Source organism: Streptomyces lothianensis, from assembly GCF_047779955.1.
In the GTDB taxonomy this organism is placed as follows: domain Bacteria; phylum Actinomycetota; class Actinomycetes; order Streptomycetales; family Streptomycetaceae; genus Streptomyces.
Genome location: NZ_JBLMKT010000029.1, coordinates 28802 through 49233 on the forward strand (window position 1 = coordinate 28802; position 20432 = coordinate 49233).

At 70.6% G+C, this 20432-nt stretch carries 20 protein-coding genes; 11 read left to right on the forward strand and 9 right to left on the reverse strand.

What is annotated here, in order from left to right; genetic code table 11:
• Nucleotides 1-20: 20 nt before the first annotated feature.
• Together ACLF6P_RS09160 and ACLF6P_RS09165 are read right to left on the reverse strand one after the other, a co-directional pair.
• The gene (locus tag ACLF6P_RS09160; protein ID WP_415949378.1) at nt 21-533 is read right to left on the reverse strand and encodes a hypothetical protein; all 513 of its coding nucleotides are present in this window, start codon (nt 531-533) and stop codon (nt 21-23) included.
• A 293-nt stretch (nt 534-826) separates the two neighbouring features.
• Complete coding sequence (locus ACLF6P_RS09165; protein WP_415949380.1) at nt 827-2047, reverse strand: LLM class flavin-dependent oxidoreductase; 1221 nt, start codon at nt 2045-2047, stop codon at nt 827-829.
• Between the two features lie 420 nt (nt 2048-2467).
• On the opposite strand from ACLF6P_RS09165, the gene ACLF6P_RS09170 reads away from it, so the two are divergent.
• Both ACLF6P_RS09170 and ACLF6P_RS09175 read left to right on the forward strand, forming a co-directional pair.
• Nucleotides 2468-3151 (forward strand): CoA-transferase, encoded by a 684-nt coding sequence (locus ACLF6P_RS09170; RefSeq protein WP_415949382.1) that lies wholly within the window; start codon nt 2468-2470, stop codon nt 3149-3151.
• A 115-nt stretch (nt 3152-3266) separates the two neighbouring features.
• On the forward strand, nt 3267-4214 hold the full coding sequence (locus tag ACLF6P_RS09175; RefSeq protein ID WP_415949384.1) for an epimerase: 948 nt from the start codon (nt 3267-3269) through the stop codon (nt 4212-4214).
• A 77-nt stretch (nt 4215-4291) separates the two neighbouring features.
• On the opposite strand, the gene ACLF6P_RS09180 is transcribed toward ACLF6P_RS09175, so the two are convergent.
• Complete coding sequence (locus ACLF6P_RS09180) at nt 4292-4882, reverse strand: ATP-binding protein (protein ID WP_415949386.1); 591 nt, start codon at nt 4880-4882, stop codon at nt 4292-4294.
• A gap of 334 nt (nt 4883-5216) precedes the next feature.
• Between ACLF6P_RS09180 and ACLF6P_RS09185 the strand changes: the two genes are divergently transcribed.
• The gene (locus ACLF6P_RS09185) at nt 5217-5834 is read left to right on the forward strand and encodes a histidine phosphatase family protein (protein WP_415949388.1); all 618 of its coding nucleotides are present in this window, start codon (nt 5217-5219) and stop codon (nt 5832-5834) included.
• Nucleotides 5835-5919: 85 nt separating this feature from the next.
• Here ACLF6P_RS09185 and ACLF6P_RS09190 read toward each other — a convergent pair whose 3' ends face one another.
• Nucleotides 5920-7482, reverse strand: a complete 1563-nt coding sequence (locus ACLF6P_RS09190) for a class I adenylate-forming enzyme family protein (protein ID WP_415949390.1) — start codon at nt 7480-7482, stop codon at nt 5920-5922.
• Between the two features lie 199 nt (nt 7483-7681).
• Nucleotides 7682-8242 (reverse strand): hypothetical protein, encoded by a 561-nt coding sequence (locus ACLF6P_RS09195; RefSeq protein WP_415949392.1) that lies wholly within the window; start codon nt 8240-8242, stop codon nt 7682-7684.
• 272 nt (nt 8243-8514) lie between these two features.
• Here ACLF6P_RS09195 and tdh point away from each other — a divergent pair, with 272 nt between their 5' ends.
• From tdh to ACLF6P_RS09225, 6 genes are all read left to right on the forward strand, one after another.
• Entirely contained in the window at nt 8515-9543 is a 1029-nt protein-coding gene (gene tdh / locus ACLF6P_RS09200) for an L-threonine 3-dehydrogenase (RefSeq protein ID WP_415949393.1), read from the forward strand.
• Between the two features lie 51 nt (nt 9544-9594).
• Complete coding sequence (locus ACLF6P_RS09205; RefSeq protein WP_415949394.1) at nt 9595-10803, forward strand: glycine C-acetyltransferase; 1209 nt, start codon at nt 9595-9597, stop codon at nt 10801-10803.
• The gene (locus ACLF6P_RS09210; protein ID WP_415949396.1) at nt 10800-11729 is read left to right on the forward strand and encodes a LysR substrate-binding domain-containing protein; all 930 of its coding nucleotides are present in this window, start codon (nt 10800-10802) and stop codon (nt 11727-11729) included. Before ACLF6P_RS09205 ends, ACLF6P_RS09210 begins: the two co-directional genes overlap by 4 nt.
• Nucleotides 11730-11905: 176 nt before the next feature.
• On the forward strand, nt 11906-12553 hold the full coding sequence (locus tag ACLF6P_RS09215) for a dihydrofolate reductase family protein (RefSeq protein ID WP_415949397.1): 648 nt from the start codon (nt 11906-11908) through the stop codon (nt 12551-12553).
• A gap of 103 nt (nt 12554-12656) precedes the next feature.
• Nucleotides 12657-14609, forward strand: coding sequence for a M13 family metallopeptidase (locus ACLF6P_RS09220; RefSeq protein ID WP_415949398.1), 1953 nt, complete (start codon nt 12657-12659; stop codon nt 14607-14609).
• A 433-nt stretch (nt 14610-15042) separates the two neighbouring features.
• On the forward strand, nt 15043-15246 hold the full coding sequence (locus tag ACLF6P_RS09225; RefSeq protein WP_415949399.1) for a hypothetical protein: 204 nt from the start codon (nt 15043-15045) through the stop codon (nt 15244-15246).
• A gap of 13 nt (nt 15247-15259) precedes the next feature.
• Here the strand turns inward: ACLF6P_RS09225 and ACLF6P_RS09230 are convergent, their stop codons facing one another.
• Both ACLF6P_RS09230 and ACLF6P_RS09235 read right to left on the reverse strand, forming a co-directional pair.
• Entirely contained in the window at nt 15260-15817 is a 558-nt protein-coding gene (locus tag ACLF6P_RS09230) for a hypothetical protein (RefSeq protein ID WP_415949400.1), read from the reverse strand.
• Between the two features lie 350 nt (nt 15818-16167).
• Nucleotides 16168-17475: an alpha/beta fold hydrolase gene (locus ACLF6P_RS09235; RefSeq protein ID WP_415949401.1), complete on the reverse strand. Its 1308-nt coding sequence runs from the start codon at nt 17473-17475 to the stop codon at nt 16168-16170.
• Nucleotides 17476-17642: 167 nt separating this feature from the next.
• Between ACLF6P_RS09235 and ACLF6P_RS09240 the strand changes: the two genes are divergently transcribed.
• Together ACLF6P_RS09240 and ACLF6P_RS09245 are read left to right on the forward strand one after the other, a co-directional pair.
• A complete protein-coding gene (locus tag ACLF6P_RS09240) occupies nt 17643-18722 on the forward strand; it encodes an NAD(P)H-dependent amine dehydrogenase family protein (protein ID WP_415949402.1) in 1080 nt (359 codons plus the stop codon).
• Nucleotides 18719-19201, forward strand: a complete 483-nt coding sequence (locus tag ACLF6P_RS09245) for a carboxymuconolactone decarboxylase family protein (RefSeq protein ID WP_415949403.1) — start codon at nt 18719-18721, stop codon at nt 19199-19201. The genes ACLF6P_RS09240 and ACLF6P_RS09245 overlap by 4 nt, the downstream gene beginning before the upstream one ends.
• 53 nt (nt 19202-19254) lie before the next feature.
• Here ACLF6P_RS09245 and ACLF6P_RS09250 read toward each other — a convergent pair whose 3' ends face one another.
• Both ACLF6P_RS09250 and ACLF6P_RS09255 read right to left on the reverse strand, forming a co-directional pair.
• Complete coding sequence (locus ACLF6P_RS09250) at nt 19255-19734, reverse strand: GNAT family N-acetyltransferase (RefSeq protein WP_415949404.1); 480 nt, start codon at nt 19732-19734, stop codon at nt 19255-19257.
• A gap of 47 nt (nt 19735-19781) precedes the next feature.
• Nucleotides 19782-20402, reverse strand: a complete 621-nt coding sequence (locus ACLF6P_RS09255) for a DinB family protein (protein WP_415949405.1) — start codon at nt 20400-20402, stop codon at nt 19782-19784.
• Nucleotides 20403-20432 lie beyond the last annotated feature (30 nt).

Genomic DNA, 20432 nt, shown 5'->3' on the forward strand with positions numbered 1-20432 from the left:
GATCCGGGGTGGAGGTGCCGTCAGTGGGTGGCGCGGCGGGAGCGGCGGTGCAGGGTGTAGGCCGTGGCGCCGAGGCCCGCGGCCACCAGCACGCTGCCGGCCGCGATGGTGGTGGGGGTCGCGCCGAAGGAGCCGCCGAGGCCGCCTCGTACGCCCTGCGGGGTCGCGGAGGTGCCCGTGACGGTGAAGGAACCGGTGTACTTCTGCGAGGGGTTGGAGACATCGCAGACCACCGTGACGGTGTAGGTGCCCGCCTTCGCGCCGGTGAACACCGTGGAGGTGCCGCTGACCTCGCCCGAGCTTCCGACGGCGGACAGGGACGCGGTCGGGAAGGCGTCCGAGTACGCGCGGGCGGAGGCGTTCGGGTTGGAGGTCGCGCAGCCGGTGGCCGCGATGCGCACCGTCGTGCCGGGGGCCGTGCTGCTCGGGGTCACGACGACCGCTCCGGCCTCCACCGCCTGTGCCGCCGGGGCCGTGACGCAGTACGCGGCTCCGGCGAGCAGTGCTCCGGCGGCGAGTGTTCCCTTGTGCATGTGGTGCACCTCGTCTCAGTCCTGTGCCCTGGGCTCGCGGACGAACGAGTCTCAACGAAGGCACCTCGTGGGGCGGTCCGCGGCTTGCGGCTGCCACGACCAGCCGAACGCACCACCGCGACACGCGCACGCCGAGCCCTCCGAACGGTGGAACATCCACGCTCGGTCGGCGCAATCGCGCGAGCCGCGCTTGGTCTCGCTCACGGGACGGCGGGTGCGGTGATGGTGCCGCGGCGGGCCCGGCCCGGCGATCGCCGACCGGGTCGGGCCCGTCCCCACGGAGTACGGACCGCTCAGGACTCCAGCGGCAGGATCGCGCTCGGCGGGAGCACGGTGTGCTTGAGGTCGGCGGGCACCGGGTTGTTGTGCGAGGGGTACTTGGGACCGGCCGCGTTGCGGCGGTAGACCGCCGTGGACGGCTCGGGGCTGCTGTCGAACTCGGGGATCACCTTGTCGCCGAAGAGTTCGATCATCTCCAGGTGCTCCTCGAAGGTCATGCCGCCGGTCATGCCGAAGACGACCTGGTCGCAGCCGACCTGCTGGTACGCGGCGACCTGCTCGCAGACCTCGTCGGGCGTGCCGCAGAGCATCAGGCCGGCCTTGATGATCTCGTCGAGGATCTCCTCGCCCCCGAGCTCGCTGAACGCGACCGGCGGCGTCGGCCAGGTCCGCTCGTCCATCGACTTGGGCATGGTGTCGTGGTACAGGTTCACCAGCGTGATCAGATAGCCGAGACCGGCGTGCATGGCGATCTCGCGCGCTCGCTTGCGGTCGTTGAGGCAGATGACGGTGTTCGTCATCATCACGTTGTTGTTCTGGTAGTCGCCGAGGATCTGCTCGGGGTCGGCGGCCGCCTCCTTGTACTGGTCGATCCGGCCCTTCAGTTCGAAGATCGGCTCGAAGTTGAAGGCGATCGCACCGATGCCCAGCGATCCGGCCTTCGCGAACGACGACGGGTTGCCGCAGGCCATCCAGATCGGCGGGTGCGAGTGCCCGTACGGCTTCGGCAGGATGTTGTGCGGGGTGGGCACCGTGAAGTGCTCGCCGTGGAACTCGTAGTCGTACTGCTCCCACATGCGGACGATCTCGGGGGCGACCTCGTCCCATTCGGCCTTGGTGGAGGAGGGGTCCATGATGTTGAAGGTCTTCAGCTCGTGGCTGCCCGCGCCCCGGCCGGTTCCCCATTCGAAGCGGCCCTCGGTGATGTGGTCGAGCATCGCGGCGCGCTCCGCGAAGCGGACGGGGTGTTCCTTGCGCGGGGAGAGGCTGTTGATGCCGGTGCCGAGGTGGATCCGCTCGGTGCGCGCGGCGACGTAGCCCATCGCGACCTCGGGTGCGGACATGTGGCTGTATTCGGACAGCGAGTGATGCTCACCGAACCACACATACTTCCAGTTGTGCTGGTCCGCCTTGATCGCGATGTCCAACTCCCGCATCAGGGCGAGATGTTCCGATGCGCGGTGGTGAGCCGCCATGCCAGGGATGAACCCGTTGAGGAAGATTCCGAACTCCATGAGGAGCCCTCCCGAATCGATCACGCTCCACGGGCGGTGCCCGGGCGCTGCTGTTCACTTGGGTCGGTGGCGCGCTGTTCGCTTGGTGGCGCTGTTGGCTTGGGTGCTGCTGTTCGCTTGGTAGCGCTGTTCGCTTGGGTGCCGCTGTTCGCTTGGTGGCGCTGCTCACTGGGTGGTGCTTGGGTCGCTTGGTGGGGCTTCGGCCGCTTGGGTCGGTCAAGCCGATCAATCCGGCTGGGCGGAGGATGCACCACAAGCCTTCAAGGGGCCATGGGTAGGACGGACCGAAAAGCGGAATCGGCACGTGGTCTTGACCACGTGCCTCATGTTCCGGTCACGGCTGGCCCATTCGTACGAACCCGCCCGCCGCACCCGGCCCACACACCGCCGCCGTGGCCCACGGAGACGGAGAATCCGGACATGGACAAACTGGTCACCGCCTCCGCGGCCGTCTCCTCGATTCCTTCGGGCAGCATGCTGGTGCTGCCCGACCCGGGCAGCGGGGGTTATCCCGCATCGCTCGTGGCGGCGCTGGGTTCGCTGCCCGCCGCTGGGTTCACCGTGATCTGCCCGGGCCTGACCCACTGGGACGAGGAGCTGCGCGGCTGGCTTGCGGGCGGGCAGGTCGAACGGCTGATCGTCGATGCCGAACTGCCTGACGGGCGGCCAAAGGGCGTGGAGACCGAGTTCCTGCCGCCGGTGCTGCTGCGGCAGCGGCTCCAGGCGAGCGCGGCGGGCACGCCCAGCTTCCTCGGCCCGGTCGGCGGCCGGGCGCGGCCGGCCGGGGAGGGCGGCCGAAGGCGAGCCGTCAGGGAGGGTGCACGGGCGCTGTTCTTCGGCGGCGAGACCTTCGCCCCGGTGCCCGCGCTCACCCCCGATGTTGCGCTGCTGCGTGCCGCACGGGCCGACGCGCGCGGCAATCTCGTCTTCGCCGATGCAGTACGGGAGGTGGCACTGTCGGCCGCGAAGGCGGCGCGCCGCACGCTCGCCGAGGCGGACGAGCTGCTGCCCGTGCTGCATCCGCGGCATGTGCAGCTGCCGGCGCGGCGGGTGGAGTCGGTGGCGGAGGCGGAGGCGGAGGCGGCCCTGAAGATGCTCGGCTGAGATGGAGTTCACGCTCGTCGCCGTACTCCTCGCGGCGGATCACGCGGAAGTCCGCGCTAGTTTTGAACACGTTCAATCCTCTCGGTAGGCTCAGGGCGACACCGAGGGGGTTTTCATGCGCGTGGTGATTCCGGGCGGGACCGGGCAGGTCGGCGGCATGCTGCGGCGGGCGCTCACATCGGCGGGGCACGAGGTGGTCGTGCTGAGCCGACGGCCCGGCGGGCCGGGCGAGGTGGCGTGGGACGGGCGCACGCTCGGACCCTGGGCCGAGGAGATCGACGGCAGCGATGTCGTGGTCAACCTGGCGGGCCGCAGCGTCAGCTGCCGTTACACCGAGGCCAACCTGCGGACCATGATGGACTCGCGGGTCGACTCCGCGCGGGTGGTCGGCGAGGCCATCGCGGCGGCGGCGCGGCCGCCGAAGGTCTGGTTGCAGATGAGCACCGCCACGATCTACGCCCACCGCCACGACGCCGCCAACGACGAGGCGCACGGGGCGATCGGCGGCCATGAGGAAGGGGTGCCCGACTACTGGGCGTACAGCGTCGACATCGCAAAGCGTTGGGAGCAGGCGCAGGAGGAGGCCGCCACTCCCGGCACGCGCAAGCTCGCGCTGCGGGCGGCCATGGTGATGAGCCCGGATCGCGGCGGGGTGTTCTCCGTGCTCTCGCGCATGGCGCGGCTCGGGCTGGGAGGTCCGGTCGCCGGCGGCCGGCAGTACGTCTCGTGGATCCACGAGTACGACTTCGTACGGGCGGTGCTCTTCCTCATCGAGCGTGCGGACCTCGACGGGCCGGTGATCCTGGCCTCGCCGGAGCCACTCCCCCAGCGCGCGTTCATGCGGACGCTGCGCCGGGCCTGGCGGATGCCGCTCGGGCTGCCCGCGACGCGGACGATGGCGGAGCTGGGGGCGTTCGTGCTGCGCTCGGACACCGAGCTGCTGCTCAAGAGCCGACGGGTGCGGCCCGGGCGGCTGCTCGATGCCGGGTTCACCTTCGAGCAGGGGCACTGGGCTGCGGCGGCGGCCGAGCTGACCGCGCGTTCACGTGGCGGACGCCGGTGAAATGGCCGATCGCCGCCCGACCCACGGGCACGTCGGCCGTCACGTAGGCGGTGAGCTCACCGAAGAGCCACCGGAGTTCACTCGCCGGAAGGCGTGGGCTCCGGGGGCACTTCGACGTCCCAGGAAGGATCGGCAAGCACCAGCCGGGGTGTTGCGCTGCCGGTGAAGATCTCTATCTGGATGAGGAGTTGGTCCAGGGAGGCGAGCGCGGGGGCGGCCGAACGGCGGGCGCCGTTGCCGGAGAACGCGGCCCAGACCGCCTTGCCGTCCGGGCCCGGCACCGTCCAGCCCCAGGCGTCGGCCACGGCGTCGACACGGCGCAGACCGTACGCGGCGGTCCGCCGCGGAGGCGTCCTGTCGGGGTCGAACACCGCGCACACCACATCCCTGCCGGACCGCAGCAGCGTGAGCACCACCGGGCAGGGATCCGTGGCCGGGACCGTGTCGTCGAGGGCGTGCGCGAAGGCGTTGGAGACGAATGCGCCGACGACCGGGAGCACACGGGGTGTCAGCGCCCGGCAGCCCCAGCCGTCCAGGGTGGACCGGACGAACTCCCAGGCCTCCAGGTCGCTGTCCGCCGCGCTCTGCAGCAGCTGGGTGGCCGAGCCGGTCGCGGCCGCCGTGTCCCTCGGGTCGAGCAGCGCTGCCGGGTCCGCGGTCCAGGTCACCTGGCCTCCTGAGGCAAGTCGATCGGTTTGGGAGCTTGGCTCCCGGTGACATCCTGCGGGTGCGGACGGAGGGACTGCAAGTACATCTGCAAGTGCAGCCCGGCCCACCACGGCAAGCAGACCGCCCCGTACGGGCGTTCGGGGACGGTGATCGCAGGCAGGGGGCGGGCAGCGCGGCGGGAAGTCGGTCCGTGAGCCTCGAAATTGGTACATGCCAGAGGCATGTCCGCAGTTCGGATCACGGGAATGCCCCCGCAGCGGGCGGAACCGCGGTCCGGCGGGGCGCGTCTCCGGCCGTACCGTACGGATCTTGAACGCTGGGGGCACTGGAGCGATGACCGCGACCCGATACCTGTACCTGGCCCGCCACGGCGAAGCCACGGCCGACGAGAGCGGGCTCACGGAGGCCGGGCGCGCCCAGGCGCGGCTGCTCGGAGAGCGGCTGCGGCACACACCGCTCTCAGCGGTCACGCACGGCCCTCTGGCGCGGGCCACGGAGACAGCCCACCTGGTCCACGAACAGCTCGGCGCCGTGCCCCTGAGCGCCTCACCCGTCGTCGGCGACTATCTCCCCCACCTGCCGTCGCGCGAGGAACTCCCCGCACGGTCGGCCGACTTCTACTTGTCCTTCCTCGACCGGTTCCCCGCCGCCGAACGCGAGGAGGGACCCGCGCTCGCGCAGCGGGCGCTGGCCGAGTTCACCGGGCCCGTCGAGAGTGACGAGGACCGGCATGAACTCGTGGTCACGCACAACTTCCTGGTCGGCTGGCTGGTACGCGACGCGCTGGACGCGCCTGCCTGGCGCTGGCTCGGCCTCAACCATGCCAACGCCGGGCTCACGGTGATCCGTTACGCGCCCGGACGACCCGCGAACCTGCTCTGCTACAACGACACCCGCCATCTGAGCGGGCCCCTGCGCTGGACCGGGCTGCCGCCGGAGGTGCACGTGTGACCGGTCGGTGCGTCGTGGTGACCGGCCGGGGCGCGGCGGTGTGTGGCCGGCCGGGCGCCGCCCGGGGTGTCTTGGGGAGGCACTCCTACGCCGTGAGCCGTGCGCGCAGCGCCTTGCGGTCGAGCTTGCCGACGCTCGTGACCGGGAGGCGGTCCAGGATGTGGATCTCACGCGGGTACTTGTGGGCCGCGAGGTGCTCCTTGCCGTAGTGGATCAGGTCCTCGGTACTGCACGCGTGCTCCGGGTGCAGGGCGACGAAGGCGACGACCTCCTCGCCGAGGCGCGGATCCGAGCGGCCGACCACGCCCGCGGAGGCGACGGCCGGGTGGCCGAGCAGGGTGTCCTCGACATCGCGCGGGAAGACGTTGAAGCCGCCGCGCAGGATCAGGTCCTTCTTGCGGTCGACCAGGTACAGGAAGCCGTCCTGGTCGAAGCGGCCGATGTCGCCGGTGTGCAGCCAGCCGCCCTCCAGGGCCTGGGCACTCTGCTCGGGCGCGTTCCAGTATCCGGCCATGACGCCCTGCGCGCGGACGCAGATCTCGCCGTCCGAGCCGGGCGGCAGTGCCTCGTCCTTCTCGTCGCGGACCTCGATCTCGTAGCCGGGCAGTGCCGTGCCCACCGAACCGGGGCGGTTGCGGCCGGGGCGGGTGGCGGCGATCACCGAACCCGATTCGGTGCAGCCGTAGCCCTCCAGGATCTCGCTGCCCGGCACGGCGCGCTGCCAGGCTGCGCGGGTCTCGGCGGGCAGGGGGGCGGCGCCGCTGGTGACGTACCGCAGCGCGGAGAGATCCGCCTCGGCCAGGGGCTGTTCGAGCAGCATCTGGATCATGCTGGGCACGAGGGTGGTGCGCTGAACGCGGTGCTCCACCGCGAGATCGAGCCACTGGGCCGGGTCGAACCAGCGTTGCAGCACGGCGAGTTGACGCTCCTCGGCGTGCCAGCCGACCAGGGTCACGATGAGTCCGTACGCGTGCGAGAGCGGCAGGGGGAGCAGGGTGCGGTTGATGCCTTCCAGCAGCCCCGTCTCGTGCCCGGCGGCGTGGGCGGCGGTGGAGCAGGCGTGGAGATTGCGGTGGCTGAGCATGACGCCCTTGGCGCGTCCCGTGGTGCCGCCGGTGTACATCAGCGCGGCCAGGTCGGTGCCGGTGCGGGCCGTGACGGCGCCGGGTGCGGCTGCTTCGAGTTCGCTGAACGGGGTGATGGTGACGCCCGTCGGCAGTCCGGGTGCGGTCGGGGGCAGTTCGTCCACCACGATGACCTGCCGCAGGCCTTCTGCCAGGGGTGCGGCGGCGGCCACGGAGGGCATCAGATCGGCCGTTGTCACCAGGACCCGGGCGTCGGAGTCGCTCAGGATGTGCGCCAGTTCCGGCGGGGCGACAAGGAACATCACCGGGGTGACCACGGCGCCCGCACGCCAGATCGCCTGGTAGGTGATGCCCACCTCCGGGCAGTTGGCCATGAGGACAACCACCCGCTCGCCGGGCCGCACCCCGAGCTCGGCGAGTCCCGCGCCGACCCGGGTGGCCCGTTCGTACAGCTCGCCCGAGCGATGGCGTTTGCCGTCGTGAACCAGCGACTCGTAGTCCCCCAGCCGTTCGTACGCGGATTCGGCGAGCCTTGCCAGATGGGCGTCCTGGTCGTACGGCATCGGGGCACCTGCCTTCTCGTGGGCGGCGTGCGGGAGGGCCGTGCGGGGGCGTGCGGGAGGGCCGTGCGGGGGTGCGTGCAGGAGGGCCGTGCAGGAGCAGTTCGCCGGAGTATGGCGCGGGGGCCGGGGTGCGGCAATAGGTGCGGCGTGCACAGACCGGCCGGAGAGGCGGACGCGGCTGTGTCGGCCCCGCCGCCGCTCAGCCGTCCGCTTCGCCCCTGCGTCGCGCCCAGTACACCGAGGCGCCGAGCGCTCCGGCCACCAATGCTCCGCCGAGCGCGAGCTGGATGACGTCGGACTGGTCGAAGGTGCCGCCGGTGCCGGCCCGTACGCCCTTGTGGACGGGCGGCTGGGCGCTGTGGTGTGTGGGCCGTACGCTTCCGCCGTCGTCGGCGATCGTGAGCGTGGCCTTCTTCGTCTTCATCTTGCAGGTGAAAGTGATCTGGAAGGCGGCCGCGGGCTTGGCGTCCTTGAAGACGCGGACCTTCGCGGGCCTGCCCTCGTCGAGTTCGACCAGGTCGAAGACGGCGGCCTCGGCCGTCACGGTCGGCTCCTGGCAACCGGACGAGGTGAGCGTCACCGTACCGCCGGGCTTCACCGTGGCGGGTGAGACACCGACCCGCCAGCCCAGGGTGTCCAGGTCCCCTCGGTCGTCCGCCACGGTGGCCGGGGCCGCGCCGAGCGCGAGCACGCAGCCGCCCGTCAGGCACGCCGCCGCACTCGCCGCCGCCTTTCGAAGCCTCGGTGTCACCGCGCGCATCCGCCCCACTCCCATCCCATACGTCCCGTTTCGCCGTCTGCTTGGGGACCCTAGGCGCAAAGAGAGGAGGCCACCGCCCGGGCGGGTCCGGACGGGTCCGCGAGACGCCCGGTCGACGGCCCACCGGCTGCTCCCCGGGGCCACTCGAACCCGCTTGCGCCAGATGAAGCACTCCTGCGGGGTGGCTTAAGAAATCGTTGATGGACTCCGGAGGCGAGGCGGGGCAGATTGATAAATGCTCGGCATGATCACGAACTCAGGAGGCTCCCCCGGTGAAGGCACTCGTCAAGGACAAGGCGGAGCCCGGACTGTGGATGCGGGAGGTGCCCGAGCCCGTCATCGGCCACGGCGAGGTCCTCATCAAGGTCCAGCGGACCGGCATCTGCGGTACGGATCTGCACATCCGCAACTGGGACGGCTGGGCGCAGCAGACGATCACGACGCCTCTGGTCGTCGGGCACGAGTTCGTCGGCGAGGTCGTCGAGACCGGGCGTGATGTGCAGGACATCGGGGTCGGTGACCGGGTCAGCGGCGAGGGCCATCTGGTCTGCGGCAAGTGCCGCAACTGTCTGGCCGGGAGGCGGCATCTGTGCCGGGCCACGGTCGGTCTCGGGGTCGGCCGGGACGGCGCGTTCGCCGAGTACGTGGCGCTGCCCGCCTCGAACGTGTGGGTGCACCGCACCCCGGTCGACCTGGATGTCGCCGCGATCTTCGACCCCTTCGGCAACGCAGTCCACACCGCCCTGTCCTTCCCGCTGGTCGGCGAGGACGTGCTGATCACGGGCGCGGGTCCGATCGGTCTGATGGCCGCCGCCGTCGCGCGGCACGCCGGCGCCCGCAACGTCGTCGTCACAGACGTCAGCGAGGAGCGTCTGGAGCTCGCCCGCAAAATCGGCGTGAGCCTCGCGCTGAACGTCGCGGAGTCCTCGATCGCGGACGGCCAGCACACGCTCGGTCTGCGTGAGGGCTTCGACGTCGGCCTGGAGATGTCCGGCAACCCGCGGGCGATGCGCGACATGGTCGCCAACATGACCCACGGCGGCAAGATCGCGATGCTCGGGCTGCCCGCCGAGGAGTTCCCCGTCGACTGGGCCCGGATCGTCACCTCAATGATCACCATCAAGGGGATCTACGGACGGGAGATGTTCGAGACCTGGTACGCGATGTCGGTGCTCCTGGAACGCGGGCTCGACCTCGCCCCCGTGATCACCGGCCGCTACGCGCACACCGACTTCGAGGCGGCCTTCGACGATGCCGCCTCCGGTCGCGGCGGCAAGGTCATCCTCGACTGGACCGCCTGACCCGTACCTCGCCTGTCTCGCCCCCGTCCGGCTCCCCAGAAGGAACCCCTCATGTTCGACTCCGTACGCGCACAGCTCCAGCAGACCCTCGACGAGATCGAGGCGGCGGGCCTGCACAAGCCCGAGCGCGTGATCGGCACCCCCCAGTCCGCCAGCGTCGATGTCACCGCCGGCGGGCGTCCCGGCGAGGTGCTCAACTTCTGTGCGAACAACTACCTCGGTCTCGCCGACCACCCCGAGGTGATCGCCGCCGCCCACGAGGCCCTGGACCGCTGGGGCTACGGCATGGCCTCGGTGCGCTTCATCTGCGGTACGCAGGAGGTGCACAAGGAGTTGGAGGCGCGGCTTTCGTCGTTCCTCGGCCAGGAGGACACGATCCTCTACTCCTCCTGCTTCGACGCCAACGGCGGTGTCTTCGAGACGGTGCTCGGCCCCGAGGACGCGGTGATCTCCGATGCACTCAACCACGCCTCGATCATCGACGGCATCCGGCTGTGCAAGGCCAAGCGCTTCCGCTACGCCAACCGCGACATGGCCGATCTGGAGCACCAGCTCAAGGAGGCCGCCGCGGCCGGTGCGCGGCGCAAGCTGATCGTCACCGACGGTGTCTTCTCCATGGACGGCTATGTGGCGCCGCTGCGGGAGATCTGCGACCTGGCCGAGCAGTACAACGCGATGGTGATGGTCGACGACTCGCACGCGGTGGGCTTCGTCGGCGCGGGCGGCCGCGGCACGCCGGAGCTGCACGGGGTGATGGACCGGGTGGACATCATCACGGGCACGCTCGGCAAGGCTCTCGGCGGCGCCTCCGGCGGCTACGTCGCGGCGCGGGCGGAGATCGTGGCGCTGCTCCGCCAGCGTTCGCGTCCGTACCTCTTCTCCAACAGCCTCGCGCCGGTGATCGCCGCCGCGTCCCTGAAGGTGCTCGACCTGCTCGAGTCGGCCGGTGATCTGCGCGAGCAGCTGAACGCGAACACCGCGCTGTTCCGTACGCGGATGGCCGAGGAGGGCTTCGAGATCCTGCCCGGGAATCACGCCATCGCGCCGGTGATGATCGGTGACGCGGCGAAGGCGGCGCGCATGGCCGAGCTGTTGCTCGAGCGCGGCGTGTACGTGATCGGCTTCTCGTATCCGGTGGTGCCGCAGGGCCAGGCCCGCATCCGGGTGCAGCTCTCGGCGGCGCACTCGACCGAGGACGTCAACCGCGCGGTCGACGCGTTCGTCGCCGCCCGTGCCGCCTTGGCAGAATCGGCGGTGTGATCGACGCACGCCGGCTCCGCACGCTGCAGGCCGTGGCAGACCACCAGACGGTGACTGCCGCGGCCGCGGCGCTCTATCTGACCCCTTCCGCCGTCTCCCAGCAGATCGCCGCGCTGGAGCAGGAGCTGGGGCACAAGGTCCTGGAGCGGGAGCGGCACGGCAAGCGCAGCATGCGGGTGACCGGTGTCGGCCAGATCCTGCTGCGGCACGCGAGCCAGGTCATCGCCGAGCTGGAGCGGGCGGAGGCCGAGGTCGCCGCGTACACCTCGGGTGACGCGGGCGAGGTGACGGTCGCCGCGTTCGCCACCGGGATCGCGGTGGTTCTCGCCCCGGCCATCACCGATCTGAGCAGCGCGCATCCCGGGCTGCGGATCCAGGTGCGGGACGCGGAGGGCGACGAGAGCCTGCCGATGGTCCTCGACGGGCGTGCGGATGTCGCCGTGGCGGTCGAGTACCGGGGTGCGCCCGGCGCGGACGACCGGCTGACCCGTATCCCGCTGTACGCGGAGCCCTTCGACGCGGTGCTACCGCTCGGCCATCGGCTGGCCGGGGCCGAGACGGTGTCGGTGGCCGCGCTCGCCGACGAGCCGTGGATCGGGCCGTATCCCGGCAATCCCTGCCTCGACGTGATGCTGCTCGCCTGCGAGTACGCGGGCTTCGAGCCGCGTCTGGAGCATTCCTCGGACGACTTCCGCGCGGTGGTGGCGCTGGCCGCGGCGGGCGCGGGCGTGGCCCTGGTGCCCCGCTCCGCGCTACGGGACACCGACCTCTCGCACGCGGCCGTACGGCCCGTGGACGACGTGGTCGCCACCCGCCGCGTCTTCGCCGCGGTGCGCCGTGGCGCGGAGGGCCATCCGCTGCTGCGGCCCGTCCTCGATGCGCTGCGGCGGGCGGCGGGCTCCGTACCGCCGAACGCGCAGGACTGAGCGGAGCCACTGAGAATTCTCTTCACCGAGAATTCCCTTCGGCGCGATGTCGATCGGGCGCCACCCCGTTCGACATCAGAGTGTGCGGCGCCTCGCCGTACACCGATGCGGCGCCTCCGTACACGGAAGCGGCGCCTCCCCGTACACGGAAGCGAACGGCCCGAGTGAGGGAAAAAATGAGTCAGCTCCTGAGAGTCCAGAACTTCAGTGTCGCCCATGACGGCGTCGCCGCCGGCAAGCACCAGACGCTGGAGAACCCGTTCGGCATCGATGGCGCCCCACAACGCCTGTTCTCCTGGGCCGGGGCCACCGCGAGCTGGCCCAACCGTACGGAACCCGGTGGGAACCGGGGTCTCGACGACTACTTCACGCGGGACTTCGCGCACAACATCGGCGCCGAGATCATGGGCCGCAACAAGTTCGGTCCGCAGCGCGGCCCGTGGCAGGACCATGACTGGCAGGGCTGGTGGGGCGATGAGCCCCCGTTCCACACGCCGGTCTTCGTGATGACCCACCACCCCCGGCCGTCGTTCACGCTGTCCGACACCACGTTCCACTTCGTCGGCGGCGAACCGGCAGCGGTCCTGGAGCAGGCGAAGGAGGCCGCTCAGGGCAAGGACGTGCGCCTCGGCGGCGGGGTCACCACCATCCGCCGGTTCCTGGACGCCGACCTCGTCGACACCCTGCACGTGGTGGTCACTCCGGTGCAGCTGGGATCCGGTCTGCGGCTCTGGGACTCCCCCGACGACCTGCTCGACCGTTTCCATCGGGAGGTCGTCCCCAGCGCGAGCGGTGTGACCCACCACCTCTTCTGGCGCAGGTGATGCGGCCGGCTTCCCCGGTCGCGGGGGCAGGCCGGGGCTGTGCCCCGGGTGCAAGCGGCCGGGCGGGCTGATGTTCGCGGGCGTGCTCGCATAGGCTGCCTGGATGAGCACTCTTGATGATGCCCGCGCGGGCATGAATCCCGCGATCCGGCCGCAGGACGACCTGTTCGGCCATGTCAACGGCGGCTGGCTGGACACCGAGGAGATTCCCGACGACCGCTCCAGCTGGGGCCCCTTCGTGCAGCTCGTGGACGTCGCCGAGCAGCAGGTCAAGGAGATCATCCAGGAGCTCGCCGAGCAGGGCGGCGAGGACGCCGACGCCCGGCGGATCGCCGCGCTGTACGCCTCGTTCATGGATGAGGAGACCATCGCCGCCAAGGGACTCGATCCCGCGCGGCCGCTGCTCGACGAGGCCGCCGGGATCACGGACGTACGGGAACTCGCCGCGTTCCTCGGACGGTTCGAGCGGGTCGGCGGCTCGGGTCTGTTCGGCGCGTATGTCGACACCGACGACAAGGACTCCGACCGCTATATCTTCAACATTGTGCAGGGCGGACTGGGGCTCCCTGACGAGTCGTACTACCGCGAGGAGAAGTTCGCGGAGATCCGTGAGAAGTACGTCGGCTACCTCACGGAGCTGCTCGGGCTCGCGGACCACGCGGCGCCCGCCGAGGCCGCCGCCTCGGTGCTCGCGCTCGAGACGAAGCTGGCCGCCGGTCACTGGGAGCGCGCCGAGACCCGCGACGTCCAGAAGACCTACAACCTGACGACGTTCGACGAGCTCGTCGCGCTCGCCCCCGAGTTCGACTGGCGCGGCTACATCACGGGGCTCGGCGGCAACGAGAAGACGATCGCCGAGACCTGTGTCCGTCAGCCGTCCTATCTCACGCACCTGTCGAAACTGCTCACCGAGGTGCCGATCGGGCAGTGGCGCAGCTGGACGCTGGTGCGGGTGCTGCGCGCCTGCGCGCCGTATCTGACGGACGCGTTCGTACGGAACAACTTCGAGTTCTACGGGCGCACCCTGAACGGGACGCCCGAGCTGCGGGCCCGCTGGAAGCGCGGTGTGGCCTTCGTCGAGGGCGCGGTGGGCGAGGCCGTCGGCAAGGAGTACGTGGCACGGCACTTCCCTCCGTCGTCGAAGGCGATGATGGACGAGCTGGTCGCCAACCTCCTCGAGGCCTACCGCCAGTCCATCGCCCGGCTCGACTGGATGACGGACGAGACCAAGGAGCGGGCGTACGAGAAGCTCGCCACGTTCCGCCCGAAGATCGGTTACCCGGAGAAGTTCCGCGACTATTCCGCGCTGACGGTCTCCGCGGATGACCTGCTCGGCAACGCGCACGCGGCCGCCACCTTCGAATCGGCCCGTGAGCTGGCGAAGATCGGCTCCCCGGTGGACCGCGACGAGTGGTTCATGCTGCCACAGACGGTGAACGCGTACTACAACCCGGGTACGAACGAGATCTGCTTTCCCGCGGGCATCCTGCAGAAGCCGTTCTTCTCCCCCGAGGCCGATCCGGCCGAGAACTACGGCGGGATCGGCGCGGTCATCGGCCACGAGATCGGTCACGGCTTCGACGACCAGGGCGCGCAGTACGACGGTGCGGGCAATCTGAACGACTGGTGGACGGCCGACGACAAGAGCGCCTTCGAGCGCAAGTCGCAGGCGCTGGTGCAGCAGTACAACGGGTTCTCGCCGCGCAATCTGCCCGGGGAGTTCGTCAACGGGCAGCTGACCGTGGGCGAGAACATCGGTGACCTGGGCGGTCTGACCATCGGGCACACCGCGTACAAGATCTCGCTCGGCGGCGTCGAGGTGCCGGCCGGGGGTGAACCGACCGGCTCGCAGCGGCTGTTCATGAACTGGGCGTACTGCTGGCGCACCAAGCGCCGCAAGGAGCAGGAGCAGCAGTATCTGACGATCGACCCGCACTCGCCGCCGGAGTTCCGCGCGAACATCGTGCGCAACCTCGACGAGTTCCACGAGGCGTTCAACACTGCCGAGGGTGACGGGCTGTGGCTGGATCCGGCGGAGCGCGTACGGATCTGGTGATCCGGCGGAGCGCGTACGGATCCGGTGACGCGGTCTCTTTTCGGTGAGGGCCCGGCTGTGCACGTCGGCGTGCACAGCCGGGCCCTCGTCCGTGGCACGGCCCTACCGTGGAGTCATGGGGATGCCATGGAGGGTGTGGAGGCCGGTGTGCTGAGGTCAAGGCGCCGGCTGATCGCGCTGCCGGGGCTCCTGCCGGTCCTCCTCGTCGCGGGCTGCGGCGCCGGTGGGGGGAGGCGGCGGGCGGAAGTACGCGCTGATCGGCGGCCACTCGGGGGGGTCCTTCGACTGGGATCCGACCGCGTTCACGGACCGGGTTCCCGAAGATTCGGGCTACCTCCGAGTGCGGGCCTGCGCCGACGGGGCCCTGGACTCGGCCTGGCGGGAGCCGCGCAAGCCGCTGCCGCCGGGGCCGTCGGCGATGGATCCGTAGGCGGTGATCGACGGGATCCTGCGGGCAGACCTGGACGCGCCGCGCAAGCAGCGGCACACGGTCACGAGGATCTTCCACCGGCTGGTCGAGGAGCACGGCGCGAACGTGTCGTATCCCATGATCAGGCGGTATGTCGCCGGTCGGAAGCCGCAGGTCGCGGTGGAGGCGGGCAGGGCCGTCCACCGGGTGTTCGCCTCCGCCGGCTGAGGAGCTGTCCAGCTCAAGCCCCGCGGGCGAGATCCTGAAGTTCCATGAGCCCCATCGCCCCCACGAACTCGATGGGGCTCATGTCCGATCTGAGTGCCTGACTCGGCCGCGGGAGGAGTCCTTCGCCCAGCTTGGCGTATTCCGCCGTCGCGGTTTCGGCAAGCCACGCCGCCTGTTCAGGGTGCCAGTGCCGGCGTAGACCCTCGATCGCGGCCATCAGCGCGGGGATCCCCCACACGACGAAGGTGAACCGGTGGGTTCCCGTGGAGACCTCGATCTGCCTCTTGATCCCCCAAGAGGTGTCGCGCACCCCGGAGATGACGGGCAGGAAGATGCTGAACCGGCCTATGACGCGATTGGCGAAATGTGAGCAGAAGACGAGCCGGTAGTTCGTCACGTGCAGCTGCCCGCCGATCGCCTCCGATCCTTGCATGCGAACCATCCACGTCAACTGGTCGCGGGAGAAGCGTGTCAGCCCAGCCTCGGCGACCTTCACGACGCTGTTCGCCTTCTTGGCGAACTCCACAGCCTCGCCTGGCAGAAGGTCGTTCGAGCTGAGTGCCATACCCATGGTTCCCCCTGGTCCGCGCGGCACGCGCCACTGGCCGCAGATGCTGCCCTCAGGCCTCATCCTGCCCTGCGGGTCCGGGCCCATCAACAGCTTCTGACACCCTGCAGGCCCCACCTCGGCAGTCCGCCGCCCAGGGGGCGGAGGACTGCCCCACGCTCGACGCCGTCCGACAGGACGACCTCCCAAGCCTCCACACCCTCGCCGCAGGCGAGGACCGGCCGGCTGCCGTCACGCGGTCCTCGGCGAGGTGCTTCGACGCTACGGCGACGCTGGCCTGCGTGCCTGCCGAGCCGGGCCCACGGCGGCGCCTTCTGGTGTCCGTGCGGTCGGCCGTCGGGGCCCGCCACGGCTCACAGCTCGCCGCGTGCCAGGCCGAGGAGACGGTCGAGGACGCGTGGGCCGGACGCGCGTACGCCGTCGTGTTCGTACTCGTCCGTCACCCAGGTGCGCAGGCCGCGGATCGTGTGAGCCGTGTCGAGCGAGTGGGCGGTGTGGACGTACATGTCGTCGTGGTAGACGGCGGCCGCGGCGGGAACCTCGTTGCGGGTGAGGACCTCGGGGGCGTACAGGTGGGCGGGCCATTCGGTGCGGCTCGCGAGCAGCTCGGCCGTCTCGCGCAGCGGGGCGAGGGCGGGGTCGGCCTCGAACATCCACGGGTGGATGGTCTCGCCCGTGAACATCAGCGGGGCATCGCCGGCGAGGCTCTGTTCGGCGTCGAACTGCGGGAACTCGGCGCGTACGCGTTCGGCCGCCCAGTTCGTCGCCAGGCCCGGCTGGGCGTAGATCGCCTCGTGGAGCACCGCGTACAGGGGGCGCGCGGCGTACGAGAGCGCCGCTTGAGTCTCTTCCTGGAAGGTGTCGGAGAGCTCGGTGCCCAGGGGGGTGCGGACGAAGGCGTTCTCCAGGAGGTAGTGGAGTTTGTGGCTGCCGTCTCCGCTGCCGAGCAGGATGCCCAGCGACTGGAAGGCCTCGACGCTCAGCCGGTAGCCGCCGTTCAGGGTGACGGGTCCGTGCTCGGCGAGGTGGGCGGCGATCCTGCGGGCGCGGTCGACGTCCTGCGGATAGCGGGCATAGTGCGCGTCGACCTTGCGTGCGATACGGGGGTAGGCGGCGCGGTAGACCTCGTCGGCAGAGGCTTCGAGGGAGGGCAGACCGCCGGTGATCAGTACCTCGGCGAGGCCTTCGGGCGCGGTGGACAGGTAGTGGACGGCGCAGAAGCCGCCGAAGCTCTGGCCCAGCACGCTCCAGGGTGCGCCGCCGGTGAGCTCGCGGCGGATCAGCTCGCAGTCGCGGACGATGGCGTCGGCGCGGAAATGGGCGAGGTAATCGGCCTGTTCCTTCGGTCCGCCGCGCAGCGGCAGGGTCTGCCGGTTGGCGACCGTGGAGCGGCCGGTGCCGCGCTGGTCGAGGAGCAGCACCCGGAACTCCTTGAGCGCCCGTTTCAGCCAGGCCTGTGCGCCGACCGGGCGCTGAGCCTGGCAGCCCGGGCCGCCCTGCAGGTAGACCAGCCACGGCAGCTCCCGGTCCGCCTTGCCACTCGCGGTGACCTCGCGTCCGTACACCTCGATGCTCTCGCCGTCCGGGCGGTCGTGGTCGAGGGGGACGGTGAAGACGCGGTCGGTGAGGACGACGCCCGGCTGGCGGTTGGAGAGGGGCATACGGCGGCTCCTGGACGGGGTGGGTCTGGGCGGCCCCAGTCCATCACAGGCGGGGGCGGCCGCCCGTCGCGGGCGCCGTACCGCGCGACCCGGCTCGCGCTGACGATCCGTCAAATCCGTTCGGCGCGGCTCTACCAACCGAAAGGGCCGACAGCTACCCTCCGCGCATGATTCCCACGGTTGTCTGGGGTACCGGAAACATCGGCCGGCTCGCCATCCGTGCGGTCGAGGCGCATCCGGAGCTCGAACTGAGCGATGTGATCGTGCACAACCCGGACAAGGTGGGCCGGGACGCGGGTGAACTCGGCGGCCTGGCGGGCCGGCTCGGCATCGCGGCGACCGATGACATCGACGCGGTGCTCGCCCGGAGGCCGCGCGCCGTGGTGTACGCGGCCTCGGGCGATCTGCGGCCCGACGAGGCCCTTGCGGACATCGGGCGTGCAATGCGGGCCGGTGCCGTGGTCGTGACCTGCGCGCTGTACGGGCTGTACGACGTGCGCAACAGTCCCGAGGAGCTGCGGGGGCCGCTGCTCGACGCGGCCCGGGAGGGCGGCGGGTCGCTCTTCGTCTCCGGGGTCGACCCGGGCTGGGGCAATGACATCCTGCCGGTCCTGCTGAGCGGGCTCGGCTCCCGGATCGACGCCATCCGCTGCCAGGAGATCTTCGACTATTCCACGTACGAGCAGCCCGAGGCCGTGCGGTACTCGGTGGGCTTCGGGCAGCCCATGGACTACCTGGCGCCGATGCTGATCGAGACGGTGCCGTCGATGATCTGGGGCGGTCAGCTGCGGCTGATGGCCCGCGCCTTGGGAGTCCAGGTGGAGGACATCCGGGAGACGATGGAGCGGCGGCCGCTGGAGGAGACCGTGTCCACCCCGTCGATGGGCGAGTTCGAGGCGGGTACGCAGGGCGCGATCCGCTTCGAGGTGCAGGGCATCGTGGACGGCGAGCCGCGCCTGGTGATCGAACATGTCACCCGTATCCATCCGTCCTGCGCCCCGGACTGGCCGCGGCCCGCGAACGGCACCGGCACCCATCGGGTGATCATCGAGGGGCAGCCGCGGATCGAGGTCTCGGTGGAGGCGACCGACGAGGGCGAGAACCGCTCCGCGGGCGGCAACGCGACCGCGGTCGGGCGGCTCGTGGGCGCCATCGACTGGCTCGCCGGGCAGCGGCCCGGACTCTACGACGCACTCGATGTCCCGCTGCGGCCCGCGGCCGGGAGACTGGGAAGGAAGCACCCATGATCATTGACATTCCCGACGGTCAGGAGCCCATCGGGTACGTCTGGGACGACATGGTCCCGCACATCGGACGGGCCGCGGCCGCGTACTCGCTCTCCGTCTACGCCCATTCGAACCTGGGACTGCGCGAGTTCGAGGCCGCGCGGCTGAGGATCGCGCAGATCAACGGCTGCACGCTGTGCCTCGACTGGCGCACCGAGCGCGACGGCGAGGAGACGGTCGAGGACTCCTTCCTCGAGGCGGTCGAGCACTGGCGCACCACCGAGGCCTTCGACGAGCGGACGCGGCTCGCGGCCGAGTACGCGGAGCGGTACGCGGTCGACCATCACCGCCTCGACGAGGAGTTCTGGGAGCGGATGAAGGCGCACTACTCGCAGAAGGAGATCGTGGAGCTGAGCATGAGCATCGGGTCGTGGCTGGCCTTCGGGCGGCTGAACCACGTCCTGGGGATCGATGCGGTGTGCAAACTGCCGACGGCGTGAGGCGGCGGCCCCCGCTCCTTTCCGGCTCTGCTTTCCGCCGCTCCTTCCGGGCGTCAGAGTTGCTTGCGGTAGGCGACCCCCGGTTCCCCGTCGATGGTGATCTCGCCGGTGAGCGTGAATCCGGTGCGGGTGAGGACCGCCCGGGAGGCGGCGTTGTCCTGGGTGGTGACGGCCCGCAGGGTGTGCAGGCCGTACTCCTCGGCCGCGAGGGCGCAGATCTGCCGCACGGCGGCCGTGGCAAGTCCGCGGCCGCTCGCCGACTCGGCGATCCGGTACCCGAGCCCGGCTTCGCCTTCGGCCGCATCGACCAGGTTGACGCGGCCGAGGATGCTCCCTTCGGTGTCCACGAGCACGTGGAAGTGGCACTCCCCCGCCGCCTGTTCGGCGAGCCGCGCACGGAGTACCCCGGCGAAGTCGGTGAAGAAGGCGTCACCGCGGTCGGGTACGGCGGCGGCGAAGTAGGCCCGGTTCTCCTGTTCGAAGGCGAGCAGGGCCGGGGCGTGCGCCTCGCTCAGGCGCTCCAGGGCGGGCATGGGCGGGCTGTACCTCCCGGAGCCGGGGACGTGCTGCGGGGAACCCGTCATCGCTGCTCTGCCGCCTTCGCCGCGGCCTCGACACGGTCGTGGTGAGCCTGCCACCAGTCGCCGTCCGTCGAGGGCAGGTTCTCGCTGCCCTGCCTCATGCCCACCGCACCGTCGACGAGTTCACGGACGATGTCGGCGTGCCCGGCATGGCGGTGGGCCTCGGCGATCATATGGATCAGGATCTGCTCCAGGGTGACCGTACGACGCTCAGGGTGCCACCAGGGCACCTGGCCTTGGGCGCCGAGCTCCAGGGCCTCGATGGTCGCGTCCGAGTGCTGCCATACCCGCCGGTACAGCCCCACGATGTCCTCGCGTGACTCCTCGGGCGTGGCCCACATGTCGGCGTTGTCCTCGGCGCCCTCCGCCATCCACGGCAGCGCTTCGGAGAAGGGCCTGCCGAACACGTCCCCGAAGTAGCCCGCCTCCGTGCCGGCCACGTGCTTGACCAGACCGAGCAGGTTCGTGCCGGTCGGGGTGAGCGGGCGCCGTATCTCGTACTCGCAGAGTCCGTCGAGCTTCCAGAGCAGGGCCTCGCGGGCGGACTGCAGATAGCGCTGGAGGTGGGCTTTGGCCTGCGGATCATGTGGATCATGCGGATCGTTCCGTGCGGTGGTCATGGGCGCAGTGTGGCATCCGGGACTGACAAC